This window comes from Alphaproteobacteria bacterium (assembly GCA_025800285.1).
Classification (GTDB): domain Bacteria; phylum Pseudomonadota; class Alphaproteobacteria; order JAOXRX01; family JAOXRX01; genus JAOXRX01.
The window spans coordinates 1-23,748 of sequence record JAOXRX010000081.1 but is presented as its reverse complement, the minus strand read 5'-3'; the positions used below and the strand labels follow the sequence as shown (position 1 = coordinate 23,748).

At 31.0% G+C, this 23,748-nt stretch carries 22 protein-coding genes and 4 tRNA genes; 20 read left to right on the top strand and 6 right to left on the bottom strand.

Annotated elements, in window-relative coordinates; all coding sequences use genetic code 11:
• Positions 1 to 356 precede the first annotated feature (356 nt).
• A complete protein-coding gene (locus tag OIF36_04775; GenBank protein ID MCV6599767.1) occupies positions 357 to 5,045 on the top strand; it encodes a hypothetical protein in 4,689 nt (1,562 codons plus the stop codon).
• A 398-nt stretch (positions 5,046 to 5,443) separates the two neighbouring features.
• Here OIF36_04775 and smpB read toward each other — a convergent pair whose 3' ends face one another.
• A complete protein-coding gene (smpB, locus tag OIF36_04770) occupies positions 5,444 to 5,926 on the bottom strand; it encodes an SsrA-binding protein SmpB (GenBank protein ID MCV6599766.1) in 483 nt (160 codons plus the stop codon).
• A gap of 118 nt (positions 5,927 to 6,044) precedes the next feature.
• Here smpB and OIF36_04765 point away from each other — a divergent pair, with 118 nt between their 5' ends.
• From OIF36_04765 to OIF36_04735, 7 genes are read left to right on the top strand one after another with little or no spacing between them, the layout of a single operon-like run.
• On the top strand, positions 6,045 to 8,354 hold the full coding sequence (locus OIF36_04765) for a YdbH domain-containing protein (protein ID MCV6599765.1): 2,310 nt from the start codon (positions 6,045 to 6,047) through the stop codon (positions 8,352 to 8,354).
• The gene (dusB, locus tag OIF36_04760; protein ID MCV6599764.1) at positions 8,354 to 9,346 is read left to right on the top strand and encodes a tRNA dihydrouridine synthase DusB; all 993 of its coding nucleotides are present in this window, start codon (positions 8,354 to 8,356) and stop codon (positions 9,344 to 9,346) included. The genes OIF36_04765 and dusB overlap by 1 nt, the downstream gene beginning before the upstream one ends.
• Complete coding sequence (locus OIF36_04755; GenBank protein ID MCV6599763.1) at positions 9,336 to 9,761, top strand: phosphoribosyltransferase family protein; 426 nt, start codon at positions 9,336 to 9,338, stop codon at positions 9,759 to 9,761. The genes dusB and OIF36_04755 overlap by 11 nt, the downstream gene beginning before the upstream one ends.
• 12 nt (positions 9,762 to 9,773) lie before the next feature.
• Positions 9,774 to 10,487 (top strand): UMP kinase, encoded by a 714-nt coding sequence (gene pyrH, locus OIF36_04750; protein MCV6599762.1) that lies wholly within the window; start codon positions 9,774 to 9,776, stop codon positions 10,485 to 10,487.
• Between the two features lie 14 nt (positions 10,488 to 10,501).
• Complete coding sequence (frr, locus tag OIF36_04745; protein MCV6599761.1) at positions 10,502 to 11,056, top strand: ribosome recycling factor; 555 nt, start codon at positions 10,502 to 10,504, stop codon at positions 11,054 to 11,056.
• 4 nt (positions 11,057 to 11,060) lie between these two features.
• Positions 11,061 to 11,765, top strand: a complete 705-nt coding sequence (gene uppS, locus OIF36_04740; protein ID MCV6599760.1) for a polyprenyl diphosphate synthase — start codon at positions 11,061 to 11,063, stop codon at positions 11,763 to 11,765.
• 12 nt (positions 11,766 to 11,777) lie between these two features.
• Entirely contained in the window at positions 11,778 to 12,407 is a 630-nt protein-coding gene (locus OIF36_04735; protein MCV6599759.1) for a phosphatidate cytidylyltransferase, read from the top strand.
• A 53-nt stretch (positions 12,408 to 12,460) separates the two neighbouring features.
• On the opposite strand, the gene OIF36_04730 is transcribed toward OIF36_04735, so the two are convergent.
• Both OIF36_04730 and OIF36_04725 read right to left on the bottom strand, forming a co-directional pair.
• On the bottom strand, positions 12,461 to 13,405 hold the full coding sequence (locus OIF36_04730) for a tyrosine recombinase (protein ID MCV6599758.1): 945 nt from the start codon (positions 13,403 to 13,405) through the stop codon (positions 12,461 to 12,463).
• On the bottom strand, positions 13,405 to 13,560 hold the full coding sequence (locus OIF36_04725) for a hypothetical protein (GenBank protein ID MCV6599757.1): 156 nt from the start codon (positions 13,558 to 13,560) through the stop codon (positions 13,405 to 13,407). Before OIF36_04725 ends, OIF36_04730 begins: the two co-directional genes overlap by 1 nt.
• Positions 13,561 to 13,687: 127 nt before the next feature.
• Between OIF36_04725 and OIF36_04720 the strand changes: the two genes are divergently transcribed.
• From OIF36_04720 to OIF36_04690, 7 genes are all read left to right on the top strand, one after another.
• On the top strand, positions 13,688 to 14,218 hold the full coding sequence (locus OIF36_04720) for a shikimate kinase (protein MCV6599756.1): 531 nt from the start codon (positions 13,688 to 13,690) through the stop codon (positions 14,216 to 14,218).
• Positions 14,208 to 15,167, top strand: a complete 960-nt coding sequence (locus tag OIF36_04715) for a hypothetical protein (GenBank protein ID MCV6599755.1) — start codon at positions 14,208 to 14,210, stop codon at positions 15,165 to 15,167. The genes OIF36_04720 and OIF36_04715 overlap by 11 nt, the downstream gene beginning before the upstream one ends.
• A 14-nt stretch (positions 15,168 to 15,181) precedes the next feature.
• Positions 15,182 to 16,483 carry an HlyC/CorC family transporter gene (locus tag OIF36_04710; GenBank protein ID MCV6599754.1) on the top strand — a complete coding sequence of 434 codons (1,302 nt, stop codon included), beginning with the start codon at positions 15,182 to 15,184 and terminating at the stop codon, positions 16,481 to 16,483.
• A 16-nt stretch (positions 16,484 to 16,499) separates the two neighbouring features.
• Complete coding sequence (locus OIF36_04705; GenBank protein MCV6599753.1) at positions 16,500 to 16,766, top strand: hypothetical protein; 267 nt, start codon at positions 16,500 to 16,502, stop codon at positions 16,764 to 16,766.
• A gap of 301 nt (positions 16,767 to 17,067) precedes the next feature.
• Complete coding sequence (locus OIF36_04700; GenBank protein MCV6599752.1) at positions 17,068 to 17,658, top strand: hypothetical protein; 591 nt, start codon at positions 17,068 to 17,070, stop codon at positions 17,656 to 17,658.
• A gap of 2 nt (positions 17,659 to 17,660) precedes the next feature.
• Positions 17,661 to 18,362 carry a lysozyme gene (locus OIF36_04695; protein MCV6599751.1) on the top strand — a complete coding sequence of 234 codons (702 nt, stop codon included), beginning with the start codon at positions 17,661 to 17,663 and terminating at the stop codon, positions 18,360 to 18,362.
• Positions 18,326 to 19,141, top strand: coding sequence for a sel1 repeat family protein (locus OIF36_04690; protein ID MCV6599750.1), 816 nt, complete (start codon positions 18,326 to 18,328; stop codon positions 19,139 to 19,141). The genes OIF36_04695 and OIF36_04690 overlap by 37 nt, the downstream gene beginning before the upstream one ends.
• A 353-nt stretch (positions 19,142 to 19,494) precedes the next feature.
• On the opposite strand, the gene OIF36_04685 is transcribed toward OIF36_04690, so the two are convergent.
• Positions 19,495 to 19,584: transfer RNA gene (locus OIF36_04685), tRNA-Ser, on the bottom strand.
• A gap of 103 nt (positions 19,585 to 19,687) precedes the next feature.
• Here OIF36_04685 and OIF36_04680 point away from each other — a divergent pair.
• Positions 19,688 to 19,773: transfer RNA gene (locus OIF36_04680), tRNA-Tyr, on the top strand.
• 123 nt (positions 19,774 to 19,896) lie between these two features.
• Here OIF36_04680 and OIF36_04675 read toward each other — a convergent pair.
• Positions 19,897 to 19,972: transfer RNA gene (locus OIF36_04675), tRNA-Gly, on the bottom strand.
• 469 nt (positions 19,973 to 20,441) lie between these two features.
• Between OIF36_04675 and tuf the strand changes: the two genes are divergently transcribed.
• On the top strand, positions 20,442 to 21,617 hold the full coding sequence (tuf, locus tag OIF36_04670) for an elongation factor Tu (GenBank protein ID MCV6599749.1): 1,176 nt from the start codon (positions 20,442 to 20,444) through the stop codon (positions 21,615 to 21,617).
• Between the two features lie 188 nt (positions 21,618 to 21,805).
• A tRNA-Trp gene (locus OIF36_04665) sits at positions 21,806 to 21,880 on the top strand.
• 56 nt (positions 21,881 to 21,936) lie between these two features.
• Here the strand turns inward: OIF36_04665 and OIF36_04660 are convergent.
• Positions 21,937 to 22,353: a hypothetical protein gene (locus tag OIF36_04660; protein ID MCV6599748.1), complete on the bottom strand. Its 417-nt coding sequence runs from the start codon at positions 22,351 to 22,353 to the stop codon at positions 21,937 to 21,939.
• 157 nt (positions 22,354 to 22,510) lie between these two features.
• Between OIF36_04660 and secE the strand changes: the two genes are divergently transcribed.
• Together secE and nusG are read left to right on the top strand one after the other, a co-directional pair.
• Complete coding sequence (gene secE / locus OIF36_04655; GenBank protein MCV6599747.1) at positions 22,511 to 22,720, top strand: preprotein translocase subunit SecE; 210 nt, start codon at positions 22,511 to 22,513, stop codon at positions 22,718 to 22,720.
• A gap of 6 nt (positions 22,721 to 22,726) precedes the next feature.
• Positions 22,727 to 23,257: a transcription termination/antitermination protein NusG gene (gene nusG, locus OIF36_04650; GenBank protein MCV6599746.1), complete on the top strand. Its 531-nt coding sequence runs from the start codon at positions 22,727 to 22,729 to the stop codon at positions 23,255 to 23,257.
• Positions 23,258 to 23,748 lie beyond the last annotated feature (491 nt).

Below are 23,748 nucleotides of genomic sequence, written 5' to 3'. Positions count from 1 at the left end.
GCGACTGAAAGGAGTCGAAAAATCTTTTCACTATGCTATTTTATTATGTGGTCATTCTGAGTGTAACGAAGAATCTTTCCACTATGCTATATTATTATGTGGTCATTCTGAGTGTAACGAAGAATCTTTTCGAGCTTGTGGAATGTGAATTTATATCCAGTTGCACAGTGAGATTCTTCTTCGCTCTGCTAATCAGAATGACGAGCTGAGGAGAAGGCAATAACATATATAAGACATATAACAGTGAAAATTAAAGTAATCTTAAATATTTAACAATAATATAAAATAGCTCTTGCAAGAGCAAAAACTCTGTGCTACTCTTTAAATATAATATATTATAAAAGGAAGAGGAAGAGATGATATTAATATACATAGCTTTATTCATGACTGTAATTCTATCTTTTTGGGGATTGCAAATTTATAACTACAATGCGAAAATAGACAGAACTGTTATGAACAGTTTCTCGCAACAATTAATGCTAGAGCACCAACAAGCAGTTGATACGGCTCAAGATCCTTTTCTTTTAGGAGATATAAATCTCGATGAGATTTTAGGAAACCTGTATGCAAATGACACAGTAATTTATCCTACATCTCCAAATAATTTCTTAAAAAAGTGTTACGACACAAGTGGAACATCTCAAAACTGTTTCGGAGCAGGTGGTCTATACCAAAGAACATATGATGAAAATCTTTATCAAATAAAAAACAAAGTAACTGCAGATCCGAATATAGGTTGGGTGCAGTTAGTTTCTTTTGTTGATATGTCAGAGAGTGCTCCTATTTCTCAAAGAGATTTATACAGAGCATTTGTGGATGAGCTGGGTTATAATTTGCAGTTTGGGCTAATAGATTCAAGTAATTCAGATGCATTTGGAGATTATATTGTTAGAACAGGTGTTACAGGAGTTAATGATAGAAGAGTATCATCGTCTTTACTAGAAAGCCCTTCTGGTAGAAGAGAGTGTTTAGATAGAAATAATGAATGTTTTGTGATGATTACAGACATAGCTCCAATTGCTAAAGTTTTAGCTAACGATGTTCTGGTAGATATAGGCGAGGTAAATGAGACAGTAAATATATATAATAAAGAATACCCAGGTGTTGTGATTAATGATGATCCTAAGGAGTTAACATTCTCAATATCTGATGGAATAAATGCAAATCCTCAAGTTAATCTATCAATTACCATTTCAGGATATAACGAAAAAGGTGAGTTGGTTCCTTCTCTTGATGGAGATGTAAATAAAAATGGCTTTAATGCTAATCTGTTAGATCTTGAAGATATTGTTTTCAAAGATGATAGTGGTAATGTGATAACAAATGCAGATAATGCTTATACAGAAGATATGGTTATTGAAGTTACTCCAAACTTTAATCAGTGGGGCGGAGCATTTGTAACAGTAACCGCTACTTATGAAGGAACAAATGTTAATGAGAGCAACTCTGTACAACAAGATAGTATGACTTTCTTAGTAATGTCTAGCTTTGAAGAAGAGTTCAAATGTAATGCAGCGGATCCATTAAGTGGGTTTAGCACAAGGAATGTTGGAGGAACAGATTATTTCTTGATAGGAAGTCAGTTAGACTCCTCAGATACAGAAAGAGCAACTAGCCAACTTTCATGTATATCTCAACATCAAACTGCAGCAACTATGGGAGCTAAGTATTTAATGGTAACAAATGCTGATTTTGAAAAACATAAGTTCCCTTGGTATACTTTAGGGACATTTACTGGAGAGCTTGATGGGGGGAGTCATTCTATTAATAAAATGCCTTCTGGTGGCAAAACTGGCATGTTCTGGAATGTAAGCGGTGCTACAATTAAGAATATTGATTTTATTGGAGGAGCTTTTGTTTCGCATGATTATCAGAAAAGAGGAGCGAATGCTTCTGGATTTATTTATGAAGCACGCGGAACTGTTGTAATAGAAAATATTTCTTTATCTGTTAACGTTAGAGCAGGTAGTAGACCTGGTAAAACTGGCTCAGCATATTCAGGAGGTTTAGTTAAATTATTACATGGAGGAGGAGTATTAAATATATCAGGTTTAAATTTAACATTTGAAGGTAATGTATATGGAGGTGATTTTAAACATCCTTTTTCAGGATCGACAGGTAACTTAGGTGGCGTTGTCGGAGATTCGTATGGAAATATAAATATAGCTAATTCAAATATTAAAATTAATGTAACATCTTATGTTAATGGTGTAGGAGGAATTACTCCTTATTTAAGGAATAATAATATTACAGTAGATAATGTATCTGTTGATATTACTAATAATGGAGGTCATTATATAGGTGGCTTTGTTGGATATAGTGAGGGGAGAATGACAATAACAAATTCCCATTCTTCTGGAACCATAAGAGGTACAGATAATATTGGAGGATTCGTTGGCTCAGGTAATATTCAAGAGATAACAAATTCTTATTCTTCTGGGATTATAAGCGGTAGAAGTAATGTAGGAGGTCTTGTTGGAGATGGTCCATCAGATTTAATTATAAATGATAGTTATTCAACAGCTGATGTGAATGGTGCTAACTCTGTTGGAGGGCTTGTCGGAAGAGATGCTAAAGAAGTAAATAGATCATATTTCTCAGGGAATGTAACAGGAGGTGGACAAGATATTGGGGGTCTTGTAGGATATTCTCCTGCTTCTATTAACATATTTAACTCATATTCTTCAGGTTCTGTAAAAGGAGGTCATGATGTTGGTGGCTTAATCGGAGATACTTCAGCAAAAACTGTAATTAAAGAGTCTTATTCTAGAGCTGCAATATCAGGAAGCTATCATATAGGAGGTCTTGTAGGGGATGGTTCTTTCGGTTTGTCTATAAACGATTCATATCGTTTAGGTAATGTAGTAGGAACTGGAGAAAATGTAGGAGGACTTGTTGGGCATTCAGTAAAAGAGATAACAAATTCTTATGCTTTTGGCCATGTACATGGTACTCATGACACAGGTGGTTTAGTTGGAGAAAATACTGCTGTTGCAAATGCTATTATTAAAGGAAGCTTCTTCGATGGTGGAGATGTAAAAGGAGGATATAGAGTTGGAGGTCTTGTCGGACAGGGAAATAACACTTTAACTGTTAGAGAGTCTTATGCTAAAGCGGATGTATCTGGAACAGGATATGATGTGGGAGGACTTGTTGGATATAGATTCTTAAATCTACTTAACTCTTATCATGAAGGAGAAGTTGAGGGCTCTATAGATACTGTTGGAGGAGTTGTTGGGTTTTCTGATGGAGTGAATATGAAAATTAACAATGTTTTCCATAGGGATGGTTCTGTTACAGCTCCAAATGGTAAAAGAGTTGGTGGACTAGTTGGTGTAGGAAGTAACACTATGGTTATAGAAGATTCTTATGCAAAAGCGGATATAACTGGTAAATATAGAGATATAGGAGGCCTTGTAGGGTGGAGCGCGGGAAGAGTTTCAAACTCATATCATATTGGGAATGTGGAAAGCTTAAACTCTCATGCTGTTGGAGGTCTAGTTGGCTCCGTAGATCCTGCTAAGCTAATAATTAATAATAGCTATCATGTTGGCAGGGACGTGTCTGGTCATCATGCAATTGGAGGTCTAGTTGGCTGGGGACACAATGATATGGAAATAATAGATTCTTATTCTAAAGGAAATGTAACAGCGACAGCTCATAATGGATATGGTAATTCTTTAGCTGGCGGGCTAGTTGGTTATAGATTCAAAACAATAGAGAATTCTTATGCTGTTGGTAATATAACAGGTCCTTATAACTCTATTGGAGGATTGGCTGGTTATACAGAAGCAACAAACCCATCTGTTAAAAATTCTTTCTTTGAGGGGCAGGCAAGAGGTAGAAGCTATATTGGTGGCTTAGTTGGTAGAGGAACAAACTCTCTTACAGTTGATAATGTTTATACTAAAGGAACAGATAATAGCTATCAAGTAGCGATAGGTAGTGAAGACTTTATAGGCGGTATAGTTGGTAGATATTTTAAATCTATTTCAAAGGCATTGGTTACACATGAATATGCTTATAGTTCAGCATTTTTCAAAGATGTGGTGAGAGGAAGGCATTATGTTGGTGGTATAGCTGGTATAGTAGGTGTTGCAAATGCTCTTATTGAAAAGGCTACAGTTGAAGGTGGAGTAAATATTTTCTCTAGTGCTGGAAGAAATATGATAGGTGGTATTATAGGACAGGGTAACAATAGTCTAACAATAAAAGAATGCCAGACAAGAGGAGCTAGAGGACTGAATTGGGTTGGCGGTATTGTCGGCAGATATGTTAAAACTATAGAGAATTCTTATGTTAAATCTGGTAGTGTTGGAGGAAAAGCTTTCTCTTCAGCAGAAGATTATATAGGTGGTTTAATAGGTCAAGCTACAGGAACAACCACAATAACAGATAGTGCGGTAAGTTCAGATGTTTATATTAGAGGCAGAAATTATATTGGTGGAATAGTTGGTAGAGGCGACACAGTAATAATTAATGATTCATTTAGAGAAACAGGTTATGGTAGCTCAACTGGTGCAAATGTAGGTAGTATATATGGTTCAGGAAATGTTACTATAAATAATCAAAATGGTTTATGTGAAAATAATGTTAAGCTAGTTAGGGGTAATTGTTCTATGAGTAATGCTAATACAATAGGTGCTGATTGGGATAGTAAAATATGGTATAATAGAGCTGCAAATTCTAGAAGTTTAAAAAGTAAGGTCAAAGAGAAGGATATTATAAGTCCATGGCATAGTGCTTTTTGGATGGATCCAGGGGAAACACATGTTGATCATAGCTCCGCTCCACAAATAAGTTTTACTAATAATGAGGATTATCCTATTATAGATTTGCAATGGAAAAGAGGAGCAAGTCGCTTAAGTATTAATCGTTATTGGGATTATAGTGGAGATGATATTGAGAATCCTGATCTGAGAGATAATAACTCTCGTAAGTTAACAACCTTGCCTATAATTGATTGGTCAGATGATGCTTGGAAGAAAAATGGATACCCTCCTATATTGAGAGAAAAAGAAGATTTATTCCCAGTTGTTGATTAAGATAGTTTTGAGTATTAAATCTTTTCATCATGATATATTATTATATCGTCATTCTCGCCTTCCCTAGTCATTTTGAGCGACTATAAGGAGTCGAAAAATCTTTTCACTATGCTATTTTATTATGTGGTCATTCTGAGTGTAACGAAGAATCTTTTCATGCCTGTGTAATATTGATTTATATCCAGTTGCACAAGAAGATTCTTCTTCGCTCTGCTAATCAGAATGACGGGCTGGGGAAAGTATTAAGGTCATTCTGAGTGTAACGAAGAATCTTTTCGAGCTTGTGGAATGTTAATTTACATCCAGTAACACAAGAAGATTCTTCACTACCACACAAGTGTGTCCGTTCAGAATGACGAGCTGAGGAGGGCGAGTGATTGAATTGGTTAAATATAAATTTATATTTTATTCTTCATGATACGAGCTTTATCGCGATTCCAATCTCTCTCTTTTATGCTTTCTCTTTTGTCATGCTTTTTCTTACCTTTAGCTATGCCTAGTTCAATTTTAACTTTACCATTTTCATTAAAATACATATGTAAAGGAACTATTGTTATTCCTTTCTTAGAGATTTCTCCAGAGAATTTTCTAAGCTCTTTTTTATGCAATAAAAGCTTTCTAATCCTCTTAGGTTCATGTTGTAAATGCTTTCCAGATTGTTCATACTCTTTTATATAAGAATTAACTAAGAATAATTCTCCAGATTCTATGATATCAGCATAAGATTCTGCTATGCTTGCTCCTCCAAGCCTTAAAGATTTAACTTCAGAGCCAGTCAATACTATACCCGCTTCGATTGTATCTGTTATAAAAAAATCGAAGTAAGCTTTTTTATTCTTTGATATTGTTTGTTTCTTCATAGCAAAATCTTTATACAACATATTAAAAAACTTTACAAGTTAAAGTTTATTCTATATATATATATTTATGAGAAAGCTGTTAAAATATTTTGTTTTTATAAGTGTATTGCTCTTTTTGGTTTTAGGAGGAGTCTTATTTTTGACTAGTGAAAAAGAAACCATAAAAAGTTCAGAAATAATATATAAAGAAATTAAAACTCCTAAAATTGTTTCTCCTAAAAAGCTAATTAAAAAGATAGAAAAAGTAGAACCCTTAAATCTTAATCTTCCTATATTGGGAGATAATTATTTATTTGATAGTAAAGATGAAAACAAAAATAAGATTTATATTAACAAGCTATATAATGACAAAAATATAAAAGTAGATGAAGTTATTGTTGAGGGAGCCTCTTATAAGTTTATAGGTGGTAACTTTAATTTTGAAGGTTTTATAGATTCTTTAAGAGATTATGAGTTCTCAGAGATTAAATTAGTAGATAGTGTTTTTTTAATTAATAATGAATGGATAGAAACTTACATTAAAGGTCAATTCTTAATAACTAAAGATAATGGTAAAATACATGTTGTTTCTGAAAAAGCTAATGTTTTTTCTAAAATCTTTGATTTAGAAGTAAGTTTAAATATTTTGGGAAATAAAACTAAGGTAGAAATAAAAAGAGGTTTTATTTCTAATGATGTAGTATCCTCATTTCAGTTAAGTGGAAAAGTAGAAATAGAAAATGGAGTTGTAGTTGGAGAGATAATTGCTCCTCTGGCTAATATAAAAAATATCGATTTTAAAAATGTTAAATTATCTCTTAATAAGAAGTATAGTGATTTAACTTTAAAAGTAGAGTCAGATAATGATTATAATAAGTTTTTAGCAGATGTGCAAATAAGCTCTACTAAAGAAGAAAAATATAATAATGTTAAATTAGACTTAAAAGTTAGTGGCAAGGAAAGTATTAAAGCAAATCTAAGAGGGAAAGTCCCGTCTAATACTTTGGATATAAATAAGATAGTAGAATCTGGTTCTCTTAAGGGGCATTTAAAAGCGAATATAAAGGATTTAGAAATAAAAGATATTTTAGAAAAAGCAAATGTAAGTCTTGATGGAGACTTAGAGCTTTCAAATAATAAGATTATAGTTAATACAAATAAAGATTTGAAGGTTTCTGGAGAGCTAAATAAGGATATATCTTCATATGTCCCAGAATATAAACATTCCTCAAAAAATAATATTTCTATCAAACCATTAAAAAATAAAATGCTAAAAGTGCAAGTTAAGCCTAACTTTAATATTGATAATGCTAAAGTAAATGTTAATAATAAGTTTAAAGGAAACTTTAAAAAACTGCAAATCAAAGAAGGTAATGTTAATTTAAAATTCTCTAATCTTGATTATAAAAATAATTTTGATTTTATAAAGTTAAAAGATATATCAGGAGAGATTACAGGCAATATAAAACAATCTCTGAATGTAAATTTAAATAATATTAGAAGTAAATATAAGTTATTTAATCCGTTTTCCATGAGCTTGAATATAGACAATAAGAGTGTTTCTGGTAATATAAAAAATGAACAATTAAATATGTCTATAAAAGGTAGTAACAATAAAGATAATATAAATTTAAATATATCGTCACTAGAAGGTTTTAAAGTAAGTAAAAGCTTATTCCCTAAGTTTAAAACCAGAATGAAAAGGTTAGTTTCTGGACAAATAAAGCCAAACATTAATCTTAATATAAATAAGAAGGATATGTCTTATAATGACTCTGCAGATATTGAGTTTAAGGATATTAGTTTTGAGGATGAGAAACATGCTGTTAACTCTTTTAATTATCAAATGAAGATTAATAAATTGTTCCCATTGCAAATGCCAGAGCAAACAATTAAGTCTGCATTTATATCTATGAAAGGTATAAATTTATTTAACAATAAAGTTACATTCAATATTAAAAATGGTATTTTAAATATTTTATCTGGGAAAGCTAAGATGTCAACTGGTAAGTTGAGCTTAGAACCAACAAAAAATGATTTAAAAGAAGGTGAAATAAAGCTTTATGTTAAAGCTGATAAAGTTCCAACACAAGAAGTTTTAGATTTAGCAAAACTGCAATATCTAAAATCAACAGGAGTTCTTTCTGGACAGCTTCCGATTATATATAATTATAAAAAAGCAGCATATAGTATAAATAATGGAGCTATGTTTAGTAATGAAAAAGGACATTTTTCATTTAAGCATAAATCTTTAGATGATGTTGATATTCCTAGTTTATCTGTTGAGATGACAAGAGGTGCTTTAGAAAACTTCTTTTTTGATTCTTTTCAGTTATTCATAGAGAAAAAAGATTTATCTGCTGCAAAAGTTAAATCAATATTGAAAGGTTATTCTCCAAATTTTTGGGGTGGAGATCGTTCCGCTTTGAATTTGGATTTATCGCCTATATTTGAAAGGTTATTTAATTAATGAATGATAAAAAATTAAAAATCGGAAACATTGAATTGTCAAGCAATGTTATACTTGCTCCAATGGCAGGAGTTACAGATTTCCCATATAGAAAGTTGGTTAAGTCTTTCGGCTGTGGTTTAACTGTTTCTGAAATGGTTGCATCTAATGCTGTTATATCTCAAAAATGTCAAGTCAAAAAAATGAGAGAAGAACTTAAAGATGAAAAACCTATATCTGTTCAAGTAGCTGGTTATGATGAGAATATAATGTTACAAGCAGCTAAAATGATGCAAGATTTAGGAGCTGATATAATAGATATTAATATGGGATGCCCTGTTAAAAAGATTGTGAAAAATGAAGCAGGATCAGCTCTTATGAAAGACATAAATAAGGCTAGAAAAATTGTAGAAACTCTGGTCAATAATTTAGATGTTCCTGTAACTCTTAAGATTAGAACAGGTTGGGAAAAGACCAATCGAAACGGAATAGAGTTCGCAAAAATGGCAGAAGAGTGCGGAGTAAAAATGTTAACTGTACACGGTAGGACAAGGAATGATTTTTACTCTGGAGAAGCAGACTGGGATTATATAAAACAGATAAAAGAAGCTGTTTCAATTCCTGTTATTGGTAATGGAGATATTACAGACATTTATACTGCAAAGAAAAGGCTGGAAGAAAGCGGTGTTGATGGTATTATGGTAGGTAGAGGTATTTATGGTAAGCCTTGGTTGATACATCAAATAGAAGCTTATTTAGAGGATGGGACTATAATTCCTGATCCATCTTTAAATGAGCAAAGAGATATATTGTTAAAGCTAATTGACTCATTGGCAGATTATTATGGACAAGAAAAAGCTGTGCTATTAGCCAGAAAACATGTTTCATGGTTTACAAAAGGTAAGAGAAAGTCTAATGAATTTAGACAAGAAGTTAATAGAACAAAAGTGTTCTCAGAATTGTTAGAAAAAATAAGTGATTTTTATGAAGGGTTAAAAGAAAATGACGAATAAGAAAAGATATTTAAATTGGGATGATTACTCGAAATATATAGAGAAGTTAAATGAAGAAGTGAATTTTAATCAGTTTGATGTAATAGTTGGTGTTACAAGAGGTGGCTTAATACCTGCTGTACATTTATCAGAATGTAATAATAAAAAAATGCTAACAATATATTGCTCTTTTAGAGATTTTAACGATGACAAGTCATATTCCAAAGATTTAGAAAAAATAAATCAATATGATAATATCTTATTAATAGATGATATATACGATACAGGCAAAACAATCAAAAAAATAAAATCAGATTTGCCTAATAAAAAGATTAAAACATATACAATGTATACAACAGATATAAATGAAGTTGATTACTATAGTGTTCATAAAGATTTTGAAGATTGGATAATATTCCCTTGGGAACAAATATAAGGAGTTATAAAAATGCCAACTAAGAAAAAAGAAAGAATTCTGTTGAAATTATCAGGAGAGTTTTTAATGGGAGACAGAGATTACGGAGTTGATCCTAAAACAGTAGCAAGAATTGCTGGAGAGATTAAGCTTGCCCACAAAAAAGGTTTTGAAATATGCATAGTTATAGGCGGTGGTAATATATTTAGAGGTATATCTGCTTCAGCTAAAGGTATGGAAAGAACTTCTGCTGATTATATGGGTATGTTAGCGACAATAATGAATTGTGTTGCTATGCAAAATGCTCTTGAAAAAATACAAGTTCCTACTTTATTACAAAGCTCCATGCAAGTAGGAGATGTTTGTGAGCCATTTATAAAAAGAAAGGCTATAAGAGAAATAAATAGAGGAACTGTAGTTATTTTTGCTGGTGGTTTAGGAGTGCCATTCTTTACAACAGACACCACTGCTGCAGTTAGAGCCTCAGAAATGGAATGCAATTTAGTATTAAAAGCAACAAAAGTTGATGGTGTTTATGATAAAGATCCTGCAATTAATAAAAATGCGAAAAGATTTGACAAAATGACATACCATGATATACTCTCAAAAGAGTTAAAAGTTATGGATTTAAGTGCTATCACTTTGTTAAAAGAGAACAATATACCATTAAAAGTCTTTTCATTAGAAAAAAAAGGAAATATGGAAAAAGTACTAAATAATAAAGGCTTATTTACATTAGTTAAATAATTAAGGAGAGTAAAATGACAATAGATAAAAAATTAATAGAAGATAAAATGAAAAAGGCTTTAGATGCTCTGCATAAAGATTTTTCAGGACTAAGAACAGGTAGAGCTGCAACATCAATGTTAGACTCAATCACAGTTGATGTTTATGGTTCAAGAATGCCTCTTAATCAAGTAGGATCAGTTTCTGCTCCAGATGCTCAAACTTTAAGTGTTTCTGTTTGGGATAAAGGTTCTATAGCAGCAGTTGAAAAAGCAATTAGAGAATCTGAACTAGGTTTAAATCCTCAATCAAATGGAACTCTTATTAGAATTCCAGTTCCTCCTCTATCAGAAGAAAGAAGAGTAGAGATTTGTAAAATTGCTTCTAAATATGCTGAAGGTGCAAAAGTATCAGTTAGAAATGCAAGACACGAAGGTATGGAAATGATTAAAAAAGCAGAGAAAGATAAAACAATCTCTGAAGATGATGCAAAAAGAGAGCATGATGAAATTCAAAAGCTAACAGATAAATATGTTAGTGAAGTATCAGAGCTTTTAAAAGTTAAAGAAGCGGATATAAAAACAGTTTAATCAAATGAAAAATTCCAATTTAAATATTCCAAATCACGTTGCCATCATAATGGATGGTAACGGGACTTGGGCAACAAAAAAAGGCTTGCCAAGGCTTGAAGGTCATAAGGCCGGAGTTGATGCTCTTAATAAAGTAATTAAAAATGCAAAAGAAATTGGAATCAAGTATTTAACTGTATATGCTTTCTCTACTGAAAACTGGAATCGTGACAAAATAGAAGTTGACGGTCTTATGAATATGTTGAGAAAATATCTAAAAGGTGAAGATATTAAAAAACTTAATGATGAGAAAGTAAGAATTAGAGTCTTTGGTAATAGAACAGATAAAAAAATACCTGAAGATATATTAAAATCAATTACAGAAGTTGAAGATAAAACAAAAAATAATGAAGAGTTTAATTTTAATATTGCTTTTAATTACGGTGGTAGAGATGAGATAATTCAAGCAATTAAAAAAATCCCTGCTAATGAGTTGGAAGGCTTAAGTGAAGAAAATTTTTCACAATATCTTTATAGTGCTGATATTCCCGATCCAGATTTGATAATTAGAACAAGTGGGCAGGTTAGAGTTAGCAATTTTTTATTATGGCAATCAGCATATAGTGAATTTTTATTTTTAGATATTTTATGGCCTGATTTTGATAATATTACTTTGAAAAATGCAATAAAAGAGTATAATAAAAGAAAAAGAAAATTTGGAAAAATATAAAAGGAGTTTAAAATGTTAACAAGAATAATATCAGGATTAGTTTTAGTGGCTATAACCGCTGTGGCAATTATCTATAGTGCTACAAGTTTTACGGTGTTTGCTCTTATTATGATGAGTATTGGTATATATGAATTATTAACAATGCAAGAAGGAGCATATGTTACAAAAACTTTAGGAGCTATTTATCTGATTCTGGGAAGTTTAGCTTTAATTTTTTTAAGAAGTAAAAGTATATGTTTATTGGTATTCCCAATAGCTGTAGTTATGGCTTGTGATAGTTTTGCATACTTTACAGGAATTAAATTTGGTAAACATAAACTAGCTCCTAAAATAAGCCCTAAGAAAACATGGGAAGGTGCTATTGGCGGATTGATAGCTGGTGTTATTATTGGGACTTTGATTATACATGAACAAGATCATTTTCCTATAATCGGAGGAATTATTTTAAGTTTACAATGTGGAATACTTTCTATATTGGGAGATTTATTAGAATCTTCTGTTAAAAGAAAAGCTGGAGTTAAAGACTCTGGGAAAATAATCCCTGGCCATGGTGGGATTTTAGATAGAATTGATGGTTTGATACCTGTTGCGATATTGGTGTTTGTTTGGTTCGCAACTCTTGATATTATGTGTTTATTCTAGATTTGTTTTCAACTAGAATTAAAAATAGCAAAGCTTAATGTTAAAGTTATAATCTATTTTTTTGATAATGGATGATGTTTTTCTATAACATCCTTTAGGTGTTGAGTAGTTGTATGTGTGTATATCTGAGTTGTTGCAATACTCTCATGTCCTAGTATTTCTTGTACAGCTCTTAAATCTGCACCGTGCTCTAATAAATGAGTAGCGAAAGCATGTCTAATAATATGTGGAGAGATTTTATCTCTATCTATTCCTGCATCAACAGCTAACTCTTTTATTAGTTGGAAAATTCTTTGTCTGGAAATATATCCCTTTTTAGAACTAATTGATGGAAATAAAAATTTATTATTAGCTTTTCCATGTTTTTTGAGAAATTCTTTTCTATAAGGCATATATGAGTTGATAGCATTATATGCAGATTTATTTATAGGGACAATTCTTTCTTTGTTTCCTTTTCCCAGTATATTTATAAACATTTTCTCTCTATTAAAGATAGTGTAGGGTAGAGAAATTAACTCAGAAACTCTAAGTCCACTTGCATATAGTATTTCTAAAAACACAAGGTTTCTTAAGTCTTCATAGCTTTTATTACGACTTTGAGCTAAGTCAAATAATGCATTTATTTCTTGTTCACTTAAAGTTTTTGGCAAAGATATTCCAGCTTTAGGAAACTCTATATTTGTAGAAGGATTGTCTTTTCTTTTTCCTGTACTACATAAAAATAAGTAAAATTGTTTTATAGCAGATATATGTCTGCATACACTGGAAGCAGCTAAGCTCTTTTCAGAAAATAAATAATGTATATATTCTTTTATTTGCTCTTCATGAATGCTTTCTATTTTTTTAGGAGAACAGAAATTATCAAAGCTTATTAAATCTTTTAAGTAAGATTGTCTAGTGTTTATAGAAGATCCTTTTTCTGCAGTTAGCATATCTAAAAATGCCTCTACTATTTCAGGAGGTAAAATAATTTTAGATTTAGGTCTTCCTCTAGGCATTATTTATTTGCTGTAATTTGCTCTGTTACATCCAAAGTGATTTTCTCAGCATTTAAATTTATTTCTTTTGTTCCTAACCATATCACTAAAGATATAACTACGATGAAAGCTAATAAGTATAATTTGTTTTTTGAATCTCTTTTTTTATTTCTCATTCTCTTAACCTTTCAATGAATTCTTATATTATATATAAATAAAATAAATTGCTGTTTTTGTCAACAAAAGCTTATTGTAAAATAAATAACTTGAAAAGATTTTTTTCTTCAATTATAATAGAAAACTATGAAAAACAATGTAATTTTAGTCGGATTGATGGGGGCTGGGAAATCAACAGTTGGTAGAAGGCTCGCAAAGAAGTTAGATAAGAAGTTTATAGATGCTGATAGAGAAATTGAAAAAGCAGCGGGATGCTCTGTATCTGACATATTTGAATTATATGGCGAAAAAGAATTTAGAAAATTAGAATATAGAGTCATAAGCAGGTTGATAAATGATAATAGCGATTATGTGTTAAGTACTGGTGAAGGTGCTTTTATAACAGATGAAGTAAGAGAAAAAATAAACGAAACTAAAAATCTTAAAACAATATGGTTAAAAGCAGATGTTGAAATTTTATTTGATAGAACATCAAGAAATAATAGAAGACCATTACTAGAGGTTGAAAATCCTAAAGAAGTCTTAAAAAAACTTATGAACGAGCGAACACACATATATTCTCAAGCAGATATAACGGTTGATAGTACTCAGGGTCATCATAATGAGGTTGTAAATAAAATTATTTCTATATTAAAGGAAAAACATTATGACAGCTAAATTGAAAATTAAGAATAAAGAGTCTTTGGCGGGGTTTGATGTTTTTATTGGAAATAATTTATTATCTAAACTTGGTAAATTAATTCGAGAAAATATACAAGAAGATATATCTAGTAACAGATTTATGATAATAATTGGAAATAAGTCTGCCAGCTTATATTTGGATGCTATTAAAAACTCTTTAAAAGCTAATGGTATTACTAATGTAACATCTGTTATTATCAATAATGAAAAAATAAAGTGTGTCTCAAATGTTATACCAATAATTGTTGGGGGAAATAGATTTAGACATCTTCTAAATAAAGTTGGAAGAGCAATATATATTCCTACAACTTTATTATCTATGTCAAATAATGCTGTTTCAGGAGAGCCTTTAATGGTTGTGAGTGATATAAATTTATTACATAGTCTAGAGTATAAATATTTAATGTCTGGATATAGTGAGATAATAAAACATGCAATATTAAATGATTTTGAGTTATTTGAATGGCTAGAGTCTCACGGAAGAAGTTTGTTCGATGGAGATGAAAATGCTCGTTTTCATGCAATAAAAAGAAGTTGTGAAATTAAAGCTAAGATGCTATTGCATGAAGATTCCGAAAGATTGTTAAATCTAGGTCATCTCTTTGCAGATGCTATATTTAAATTATCAAATGAAAAATTATTGCATGGAGAGGCTATGTCCATAGGTATAGTGGCTTCTTTTAAGCTTGCTCAGTATTTAGAGATTTGTTCTGTAGATGATTATAAAAGAGTAAGAAGACATTTGAAATCAATGAGTTTGCCAGTTTCTCTTTATGCAGATTACTGGGATGCTGAAGAGCTGATAACTTCTTTAAATCTGGAGAATGTAATTTTGCCTCAAGGTATAGGCAAGATGATTAATTATAAAAATGAAATAAGTAAAGATATGCTTTTAAGAGTAGCATATGAAATGATATCTGAATAGGAAGGTAAATGAAAATGGATTTAGATTTAACTTTTTGGTTATATGTATTGGCTATATTTGTATTAATATTATTGTCAGCATTTTTTTCTGGATCAGAAACAGCTTTAACATCTATCTCGAAAGCTAAAATACATAATTTAGCTAAGTATGGTAATAAAAGAGCTCAAGCTGTAAATAATCTTATAGACAATAAGGATAAAATGCTAGGAGGGCTTCTTTTAGGAAATAATATTGTTAATATTTTGTCATCAGCATTGGCAACAAGTTTATTGACGTCTATTTTTGGAGGAACAGGTGTTGCTTTAGCTACATTGATAATGACTCTATTGATTTTAATTTTTGCTGAGGTGCTTCCTAAAACATATGCCATGTATCATCATGATAAAATGGCTTTATCAATTGTCCATGTCATTAGCTTCATAGTGTTTGTTTTGTCTCCAATAACAAAGGGTATTCTTCTTGTAGTTAGGATAATACTTAGGGTTTTTGGGGTTAAAATAGATAGGTTAGCGGTTTCTTCCGAAGAGGAATTAAGAGGTGCTATTGATTTGCATCAAGGTGGAGATAGCGAAAAAGAATCAATAGAAGAAAGGCATATGCTTAAATCTATTCTGGATTTAGCAGATGTAGAGGTTGAAGCTGTTATGACTCATAGAAAAAATGTGGTTATGTTTGATTTTGATCAGCCTATTGACTCTTTAATAGAAGAAATATCAAATGCAGATTTTTCTAGAATACCTCTTTGGCAAGATAAGACAGATAATATCATCGGAGTTGTTCATGTTAAAGATTTATTGAAGTTATTATCTAAAAAGGAAACTATAACACAACTAGATCTTAGAGGGATTATGTCTGAACCATGGTTTATTCCAGAAAAGACGACTTTGTTTGATCAGTTGCAAGCTTTTAGAGAAAGGCATGAGCATTTTTCTTTAGTTGTTGATGAGTATGGAGAATATCAAGGTATTATAACTCTAGAAGATATTTTGGAAGAAATTGTTGGTGATATATTTGATGAACATGATAAAGAAGAGCTTGATATAGTTATCTCAAAAGATGGAAGTATGGTTGTAGATGGTACGACTACTATTAGAGACTTAAATAGAAAAAATGATTGGGAGCTTCCTGATGAAGATTACTCAACAGTTGCTGGATTGTTGTTATATGAAACAGGGTCTATACCTGAAAAGAATCAAATTTTTACATTTTATGGTTTAACATTTGAGGTTTTAGAAAAACAAAAAAATCAAATTGTATCAATTAAAATAAAAAGAATGGATGATGTCTCTGTTGAGGCTGAGATTAAATCTTTATAATATAGATCTTGCACAGTTGTTTTGCTTCTTAGTTGCAATCACTATAAACAACAGAACTTCAACTAACAGATACGAAGCAAACGGCAAACAGATTTTAACGAAGTCAGAGCATGCTAGTCATTTAATCAAAGCGATGAGTTATGCTTGGAGATATAAAAAGCTATATGAAACTGGAATGAGCTTAGAGCATATTCGTAAACAAGAGAACAAGGCTCCAAGAACTATTTACAAATACTTAAGTCTAGCATATTTATCTCCAAATATTATGAGCAATATATTGTAAAGCTTAATCCCTGAGTATATTAATTTACAAGTTTTATTTAACATCGCAACTGAGTCAGATTTTATTAAGCAGGAGAAGTTATTTTATAACTTTTTTCTTGACAAAAGGAACACAAACGAAGTTTTTCTTAATGACGAAGCGGTGTTAGCGAGGAATTTAGAAATGCTGGTTTGTTAACCTGGATCAATTAAAACAAAAGCAACTCATAAAAAACTTGACAAAAGAAAATAATCCTATATACAAATAATAAGAACAATCATGCCCCGTCGCAAGACAGGGTTTTTTTATTGGAGCAAATATAATGATAAATTTTAACTATGAGAATATAAAAAAGAGTTATAAAAGATACCTTTTTGAACAAGAGATAAAAGCTTTTCTCAAAAGACAATATGGGATTGAACACAAGAAACCGATTGTTAAAAGAAAAATAATAAAAGAAATAACTCCTGAATTTATTAAAGAAGTTCAAGATAATGCAAAATGGATAAAGTCTTATTTAGAGCAAATAGAAAATCCAAAATCAAATAATAGTACAAATATAGATATTTCTGATAAAATTAAACAAATAAAAGAATTTATATCTAATTATGAAAAAAGAGTTGGTAAAGAGCAATGTGTGAAAGATTTACAACGAGGTTTAAATATTATCAATGGATATAAAAAAGATAATCCTATTGTTGAAGAAAGAATGATAAAGGAAGATGGAGATTTTGGCAAGATTACCAATTGTTGTTTAAAATATATTTGTAATAAACATTCATTAGAATATATTAAAAGGTTTGTACTCACAGGAGCTTTTAATAATGCATATGCAAAATCTTGTTTTGATAAAAGAATAAATATTGACAAAGAGATTGATAAAATAATTTGTGATTTAGCGGAGGAGAAATAAAAATGTCTAAAGATAAAAATAAAGAAGTAAATTTTAAGGTTGAGAAATGGGTATATCATGCTACAGGCAGAAATACTTGCGAAGCTTGTTATGCAAATGATGGTAAGGAATTTAAAACATTAAAAGAAGCTCCTATTATACCAGTTCATCCTAATTGCAATTGTTGGTTAGAGCCAATCCCCGCTAAAGATAAAAATTATAATTGGTCTAATTTTGGAAAAGAATTTATAAGAAAATATGAAGGAACAAAAGAATACCAAAGTAGTAAAAAAGTCAATAGTTATAGAAATAATAAATTTTATCCATATAAAGATATAGATGGGAATTGGACAATTGGTTATGGTCATTTAATATTAACAGGAGAAAACTTTGATTCAGGTATAGATGATGATACAGCAGAAAATTTATTTGAAAAAGATTTGGATAAAGAAACAGCTTATGCTAATGGAGTTATTACAAACCCAGATTTAACACAGAAACAATTTGACACTTTTCTTTCTTTAGGATATAATTTGAAAAAATCTAGTTTATCAAACAGCATAACTCTTAAACTAATCAATAAAGGTAAAAAAGAAGAGGATGGGAAATCCTTAGAAGAACATTGGAAAGAGTTTAGAAAATCTGGAGATAAAGTAAGAAAAGGATTGGAAGATAGGAGAGCTGCAGAATGGTTAGCAGGAAATTGGGACAGTTTTGGGGAATAATTTTCACTATAATTTTTTTATATTCTTTTGATGTCTTTGCTATAAGCAATGAGAAAGCATTAGATAATGCATTTTATGAAAAATATTCTTGTCCATTACAGGGATGGGAAGATAGAAGTAGGTCGTTTTATTGCGATGGGAAATATATTTCATTAAATCAGTTGATAGAAAGAGCTGATGCTGGAGAATCAAAAACTCAATATACTTTAGGGTTGTTGTATCAACAAGGATACTTTGGAGAAATTGATTATAAAAATGTTCTAAAATATTATACTCTTGCAGTTGAACAAGATAATCCCTTAGCTATGTATGGATTGGCTTCTATGTATAATAATGGCAGGGGAATAAAGAAAGATAGAGAAAAAGCTATACATTATTATGAAATGTGTAGCAAGTATCCTAGAGCTGGATGTGAATTTTTTTTAGATATATTAACCAATCCAGATAATACTTTAAGCGAACAAGCCATGCAAAGACATTTTGAGTTTTTAAAAACAGCTAAATGTCAATTAGATTCTGATGAATGGGTAAACGAGTGCACGGGGATTTATAGCTCTACTATAGCAATGAATGAGTGTATAAAAGCAGAGGCTGAAAAATGTACAGAAAAATGGCTTTATTTTGTAAAAAACAAAGATGTTTTAGAAAGTCAAAAAAAGGACATACAAAAGAAGTGTAGAGAACAAACGGATTTTTCTGGAACCATTGGAACAGTAAATGCTAGTTTTTGTGTATTAGATGAAATTAAAAACAAAATAAAAGGATTACAAAAGCTTTAATGAAATAACTAGTGACTATCGGAAAAGTGGTATTGTATAGAAATAATGCATATTTTGCGATTTAGCTAAATTTAAGAGCATACCGTATTCAGGGTAAAAATAAAGCCCGCTGTGTGCGGGCTTTTAGCTTATAATTTGTATAGATTGTTAAATCTAAAATAATGGCGGAGAGACAGGGATTGATTATCCCTAATTTTATTCATTGTATTAATAAAATTGGGAACCCTTTCATTTCGCTACAGTTTGATGCGACATAAATGTCTGCCAAACTTATCTTCATTTCGAACCCGAGGGTTCAAATCCCATATCCCACATCAAAAAGAAAAAGCACCCTATAGGGTGCTCTTTATTTATGGCGGAGAGACAGGGATTCGAACCCTGGATAGAATTGCTCCTATACTCGCGTTCCAGGCGAGCCCGTTCAACCGCTCCGGCACCTCTCCAAGTGTCTGATTAATACACATATATATTATATTTAAAGTTTTTGCAATAATTTTATTTTTTTTCTTGACATTTTATGTAATTCTTTATATATTGCCAATCTATGGAGAAGTGGCCGAGTGGTTAAAGGCGACAGACTGTAAATCTGTTCTCGTATGAGTACGTTGGTTCGAATCCAGCCTTCTCCACCATAAAAACACCTGCAATTGCAGGTGTTTTTTTATGTTATTGTAAGTTGCTTATTGATTATTATTCATAAATTATTATTAATAGAGTAAAAAAAAGACCGCTAAATTAGCGGTCTGTTTAATTGTTGGAGCGGATAGAGGGAATCGAACCCTCATCATTAGCTTGGAAGGCTAAGGTAATAAGCCTTTATACGATATCCGCTTTCTAACAATGTGAGATACTTTTAACACGGTTTTTTTTAAATTGCAAGCATTTTTTTAATTTTTTTATTATTTATATGGTGTAAAAATAATTTTTGTCAATTTATGCACTATATATAGGAGAATAAAATAACGAATCATCAATAAATAATATTTTTAATAAGTTTTCTTATTGTATGTTCTAGCTGTTAGATGAAATTAAATTTACATATGTTTATAGAGTGGATATAAATGAATGAAATTTTAATGTAATAATTTTAGTGGAAGTATCAAAAAATCTTGACATTTTATGCGAATCTGTGTATATTCTCCTAACTTGCTAAGCTTAATTGCTTCGCAAACAGTGAATGCTCGGGGTTTTCGTTGGAGTCAGTGCACGATTTCATTTACGGAAACTGGATAAAACTCGAGATTAAAAAGTGAAAGATCACTTTTTTAAATAATTATTTAAGAAAAGGAAAAGTTAAAAAATGGCTAAAGAAAAATTTGAAAGAACTAAACCGCACGTTAACATCGGTACAGTTGGACACGTTGACCACGGTAAAACAACTCTTACAGCTGCTATCACAAAATACTACGGTGATTTCAAAGCTTATGATGAAATCGATGGTGCTCCAGAAGAAAAAGCTAGAGGTATTACTATCTCAACAGCTCACGTTGAATACGAAACAGAAGCAAGACACTATGCTCACGTTGACTGCCCAGGACATGCTGACTATGTTAAAAACATGATCACTGGTGCTGCTCAAATGGATGGTGGTATCCTTGTTGTTTCAGCTGCAGATGGCCCAATGCCTCAAACAAGAGAACATATCCTTCTTGCTAGACAGGTTGGTGTTCCAGCTCTTGTTGTTTACATGAACAAATGTGACCAAGTTGATGATGAAGAATTACTAGAACTAGTTGAAATGGAAATTAGAGAACTTCTATCTTCATACGACTTCCCAGGTGATGATATTCCTGTGATTAAAGGTTCTGCTCTTGTAGCTCTAGAAGGTGGAGATGCTAAACTAGGTGAAGAGTCAATTAAAGAACTTATGGCTGCTGTGGATTCTTATATCCCAACTCCAGCTAGAGATGTTGAAAAAGACTTCCTAATGCCTATCGAAGATGTTTTCTCTATCTCAGGTAGAGGTACAGTTGTTACTGGTAGAGTTGAATCTGGTGTTATCAATGTTGGTGACGAAATCGAAATCGTTGGTATCAGAGAAACAACTACTACAACATGTACAGGTGTTGAAATGTTCAGAAAACTTCTAGATAGAGGTGAAGCTGGTGATAACATTGGTGCTCTATTAAGAGGTACTAAAAGAGATGATGTTGAAAGAGGTCAAGTTCTTGCTAAACCTGGTTCAATTACACCACATACAAAATTCTCTGGTGAAGCTTATATTCTAACAAAAGAAGAAGGTGGTAGACATACTCCATTCTTCACAAACTACAGACCACAGTTCTACTTCAGAACTACAGACGTTACAGGTACTGTTCAATTACCAGCTGGTACTGAAATGGTTATGCCTGGTGACAATGTAAAAATGGATGTTGAACTAATCTGCCCAATCGCTATGGCTGAAGGTTTAAGATTCGCTATCCGTGAAGGTGGTAGAACAGTTGGTGCTGGTGTTGTTTCATCAATCGAAGCTTAGTTTTTAATTAAACAAAAAGTTTCATAGTGAAATTATATGTAGCTATAAATCACTCCCTATTTTTAGGGAGTGATTTTTTTATTGACAGATTTAAAATATTAATGTATAAAACCGATATAAATATTTATTTTAAGTATTTATGTTAGAAAATATATTAATTAATATGTTTTTAGCAAAAGTCTTAAAGTAGGAGCATGGTGTCAACGGTAGCACAGCGGTCTCCAAAACCGTTGGTGGGGGTTCAAATCCCTCTGCTCCTGCCATTAAATAAAAACAAGCCCCTTAAAAGGGGCTTGTTTTTTTAAGTATTTTTTATCTTTTAACCTGTTGTTAGAGCCATTAATGAAGAGTTTTTATCATAAGATATATTGCTCTTAGGTCTTATAATGCTATTTATCATAGCTCTTTCTTCTTGATCAAGTTTAATTTTCCCTTGTTTATATTTAAAATCTAATAGTTTAGCACATCCTTTAAATGAAGGTTTTATTATATCCTTGTCTTCATTAAACTCAATGTAACCTTCTTCTGCAAGTTTTTTAAAATAAGGCTTATATATATTTTGATATTTGCTTACATTATCGTAAAGGCCTTTTTTGTTTCTAATGCAATGTAAAGAAACTTTAGAAAAAACTCTTTCATGCTCTGTAGCATTTTTAAAACTATCTATAAAACCTATAAAAAAATCACTATATTTTACATCTTTAACATGTTTTTTAAATACATCTTGTATATCCATTTTAAATTCCTTATTTTTTGTTGATATTATTTATATCATAAAAAAGCATAAAAAACAACTGTTATTAGTTTTAAAAAACAACTAATAAATTGACAACAAAAATAAAATGTGTTAAAAAGTAATCTAAATTTTAACAAAATAAAAAGTGAGTTGAATTATGGCAAAATCAAAAAAGAAAAAAAGTATTGTATCTTTCTTTAGAGAAGTGAAAATAGAAGCTTCTAAGATTACTTGGATTTCAAAGAAGGAAACAGTTAATACATCTATTATGGTTTTTATAATGCTAACATTTTTCGCAATGTTTTTCTTCATTATAGATCAGGTTTTAGGTTTTGGTATTAGACTTATTTTAGGTATGGGAGCTTAATAAAATATGGGATTTCGTTGGTATATAATACATGCACATTCTGGGTTTGAGAAAAAAGTAGCTGCTTCAATTGAAGAAAAAGCTAGCAAATATAACATGGGTAACAAATTTAAAGAAATCATTGTTCCTATGGAAGAAGTTATAGAAGTTAAAAAAGGGAAAAAAGTAAATACTGAAAAGAAAATATTCCCTGGATATGTTCTAATAAATATGGATTTAAATGATGACTCTTGGCATTTAGTTAAATCTACTCCAAAAGTTACAGGTTTCTTAGGAGATGGAATAAAACCATTGCCAATTTCTCAAGCAGAAGCTGATAGAATTATTAAACAAATGGAGGAAGGTGTTGAAAAACCAAGATCTCTAGTTAATTTTGAAGTTGGTGAAGAAGTTGTTGTTGCAGAAGGTCCATTTGCTACATTTACAGGTGTTGTAGAGGTTGTGGATGAGGATAAACAAAGATTAAAAGTTTCTGTATCAATCTTTGGAAGATCTACTCCAGTTGATTTAGACTTTACACAGGTTGAAAAATCATAGAAAAAATATAAATTTTATTTTTATAAATAAGTCCCTCTTGATTATTACATAGAGGGATTTTTTTTATTTAAATAATTCTTTTTCATGCTTATGGAGAGATAAAGTGGGGTTTATAATTTTTAATTAAGGTCATTTAAACAAGGTAAAGAATCTTTTAATTATGCCATATTAGTATATCGTCATTCTGAGTGTAAAGAAGAATCTTTTCGAGCTTGTGGAATATTAATTTACATCCAGTGGCAGAATGAGATCCTTCTTCGCTCCGCTCATCAGAATGACAGAATTGCTTAAGTATAGATTCATACCTAGTAACACGGTGAGATTCTTCACCGCCACACAAGTGTGTCCGTTCAGAATTGTAGATGTCAAGTAATTCGTGGACAGTTTTCATTAAATTCTATAGGAGTTTTCCCATTTAATCCTTGATGAGGTCTTTCCTCATTGTAATAACATAGATACTCTGCTAGGTTTTGTTTAAAATCCTCAATGCT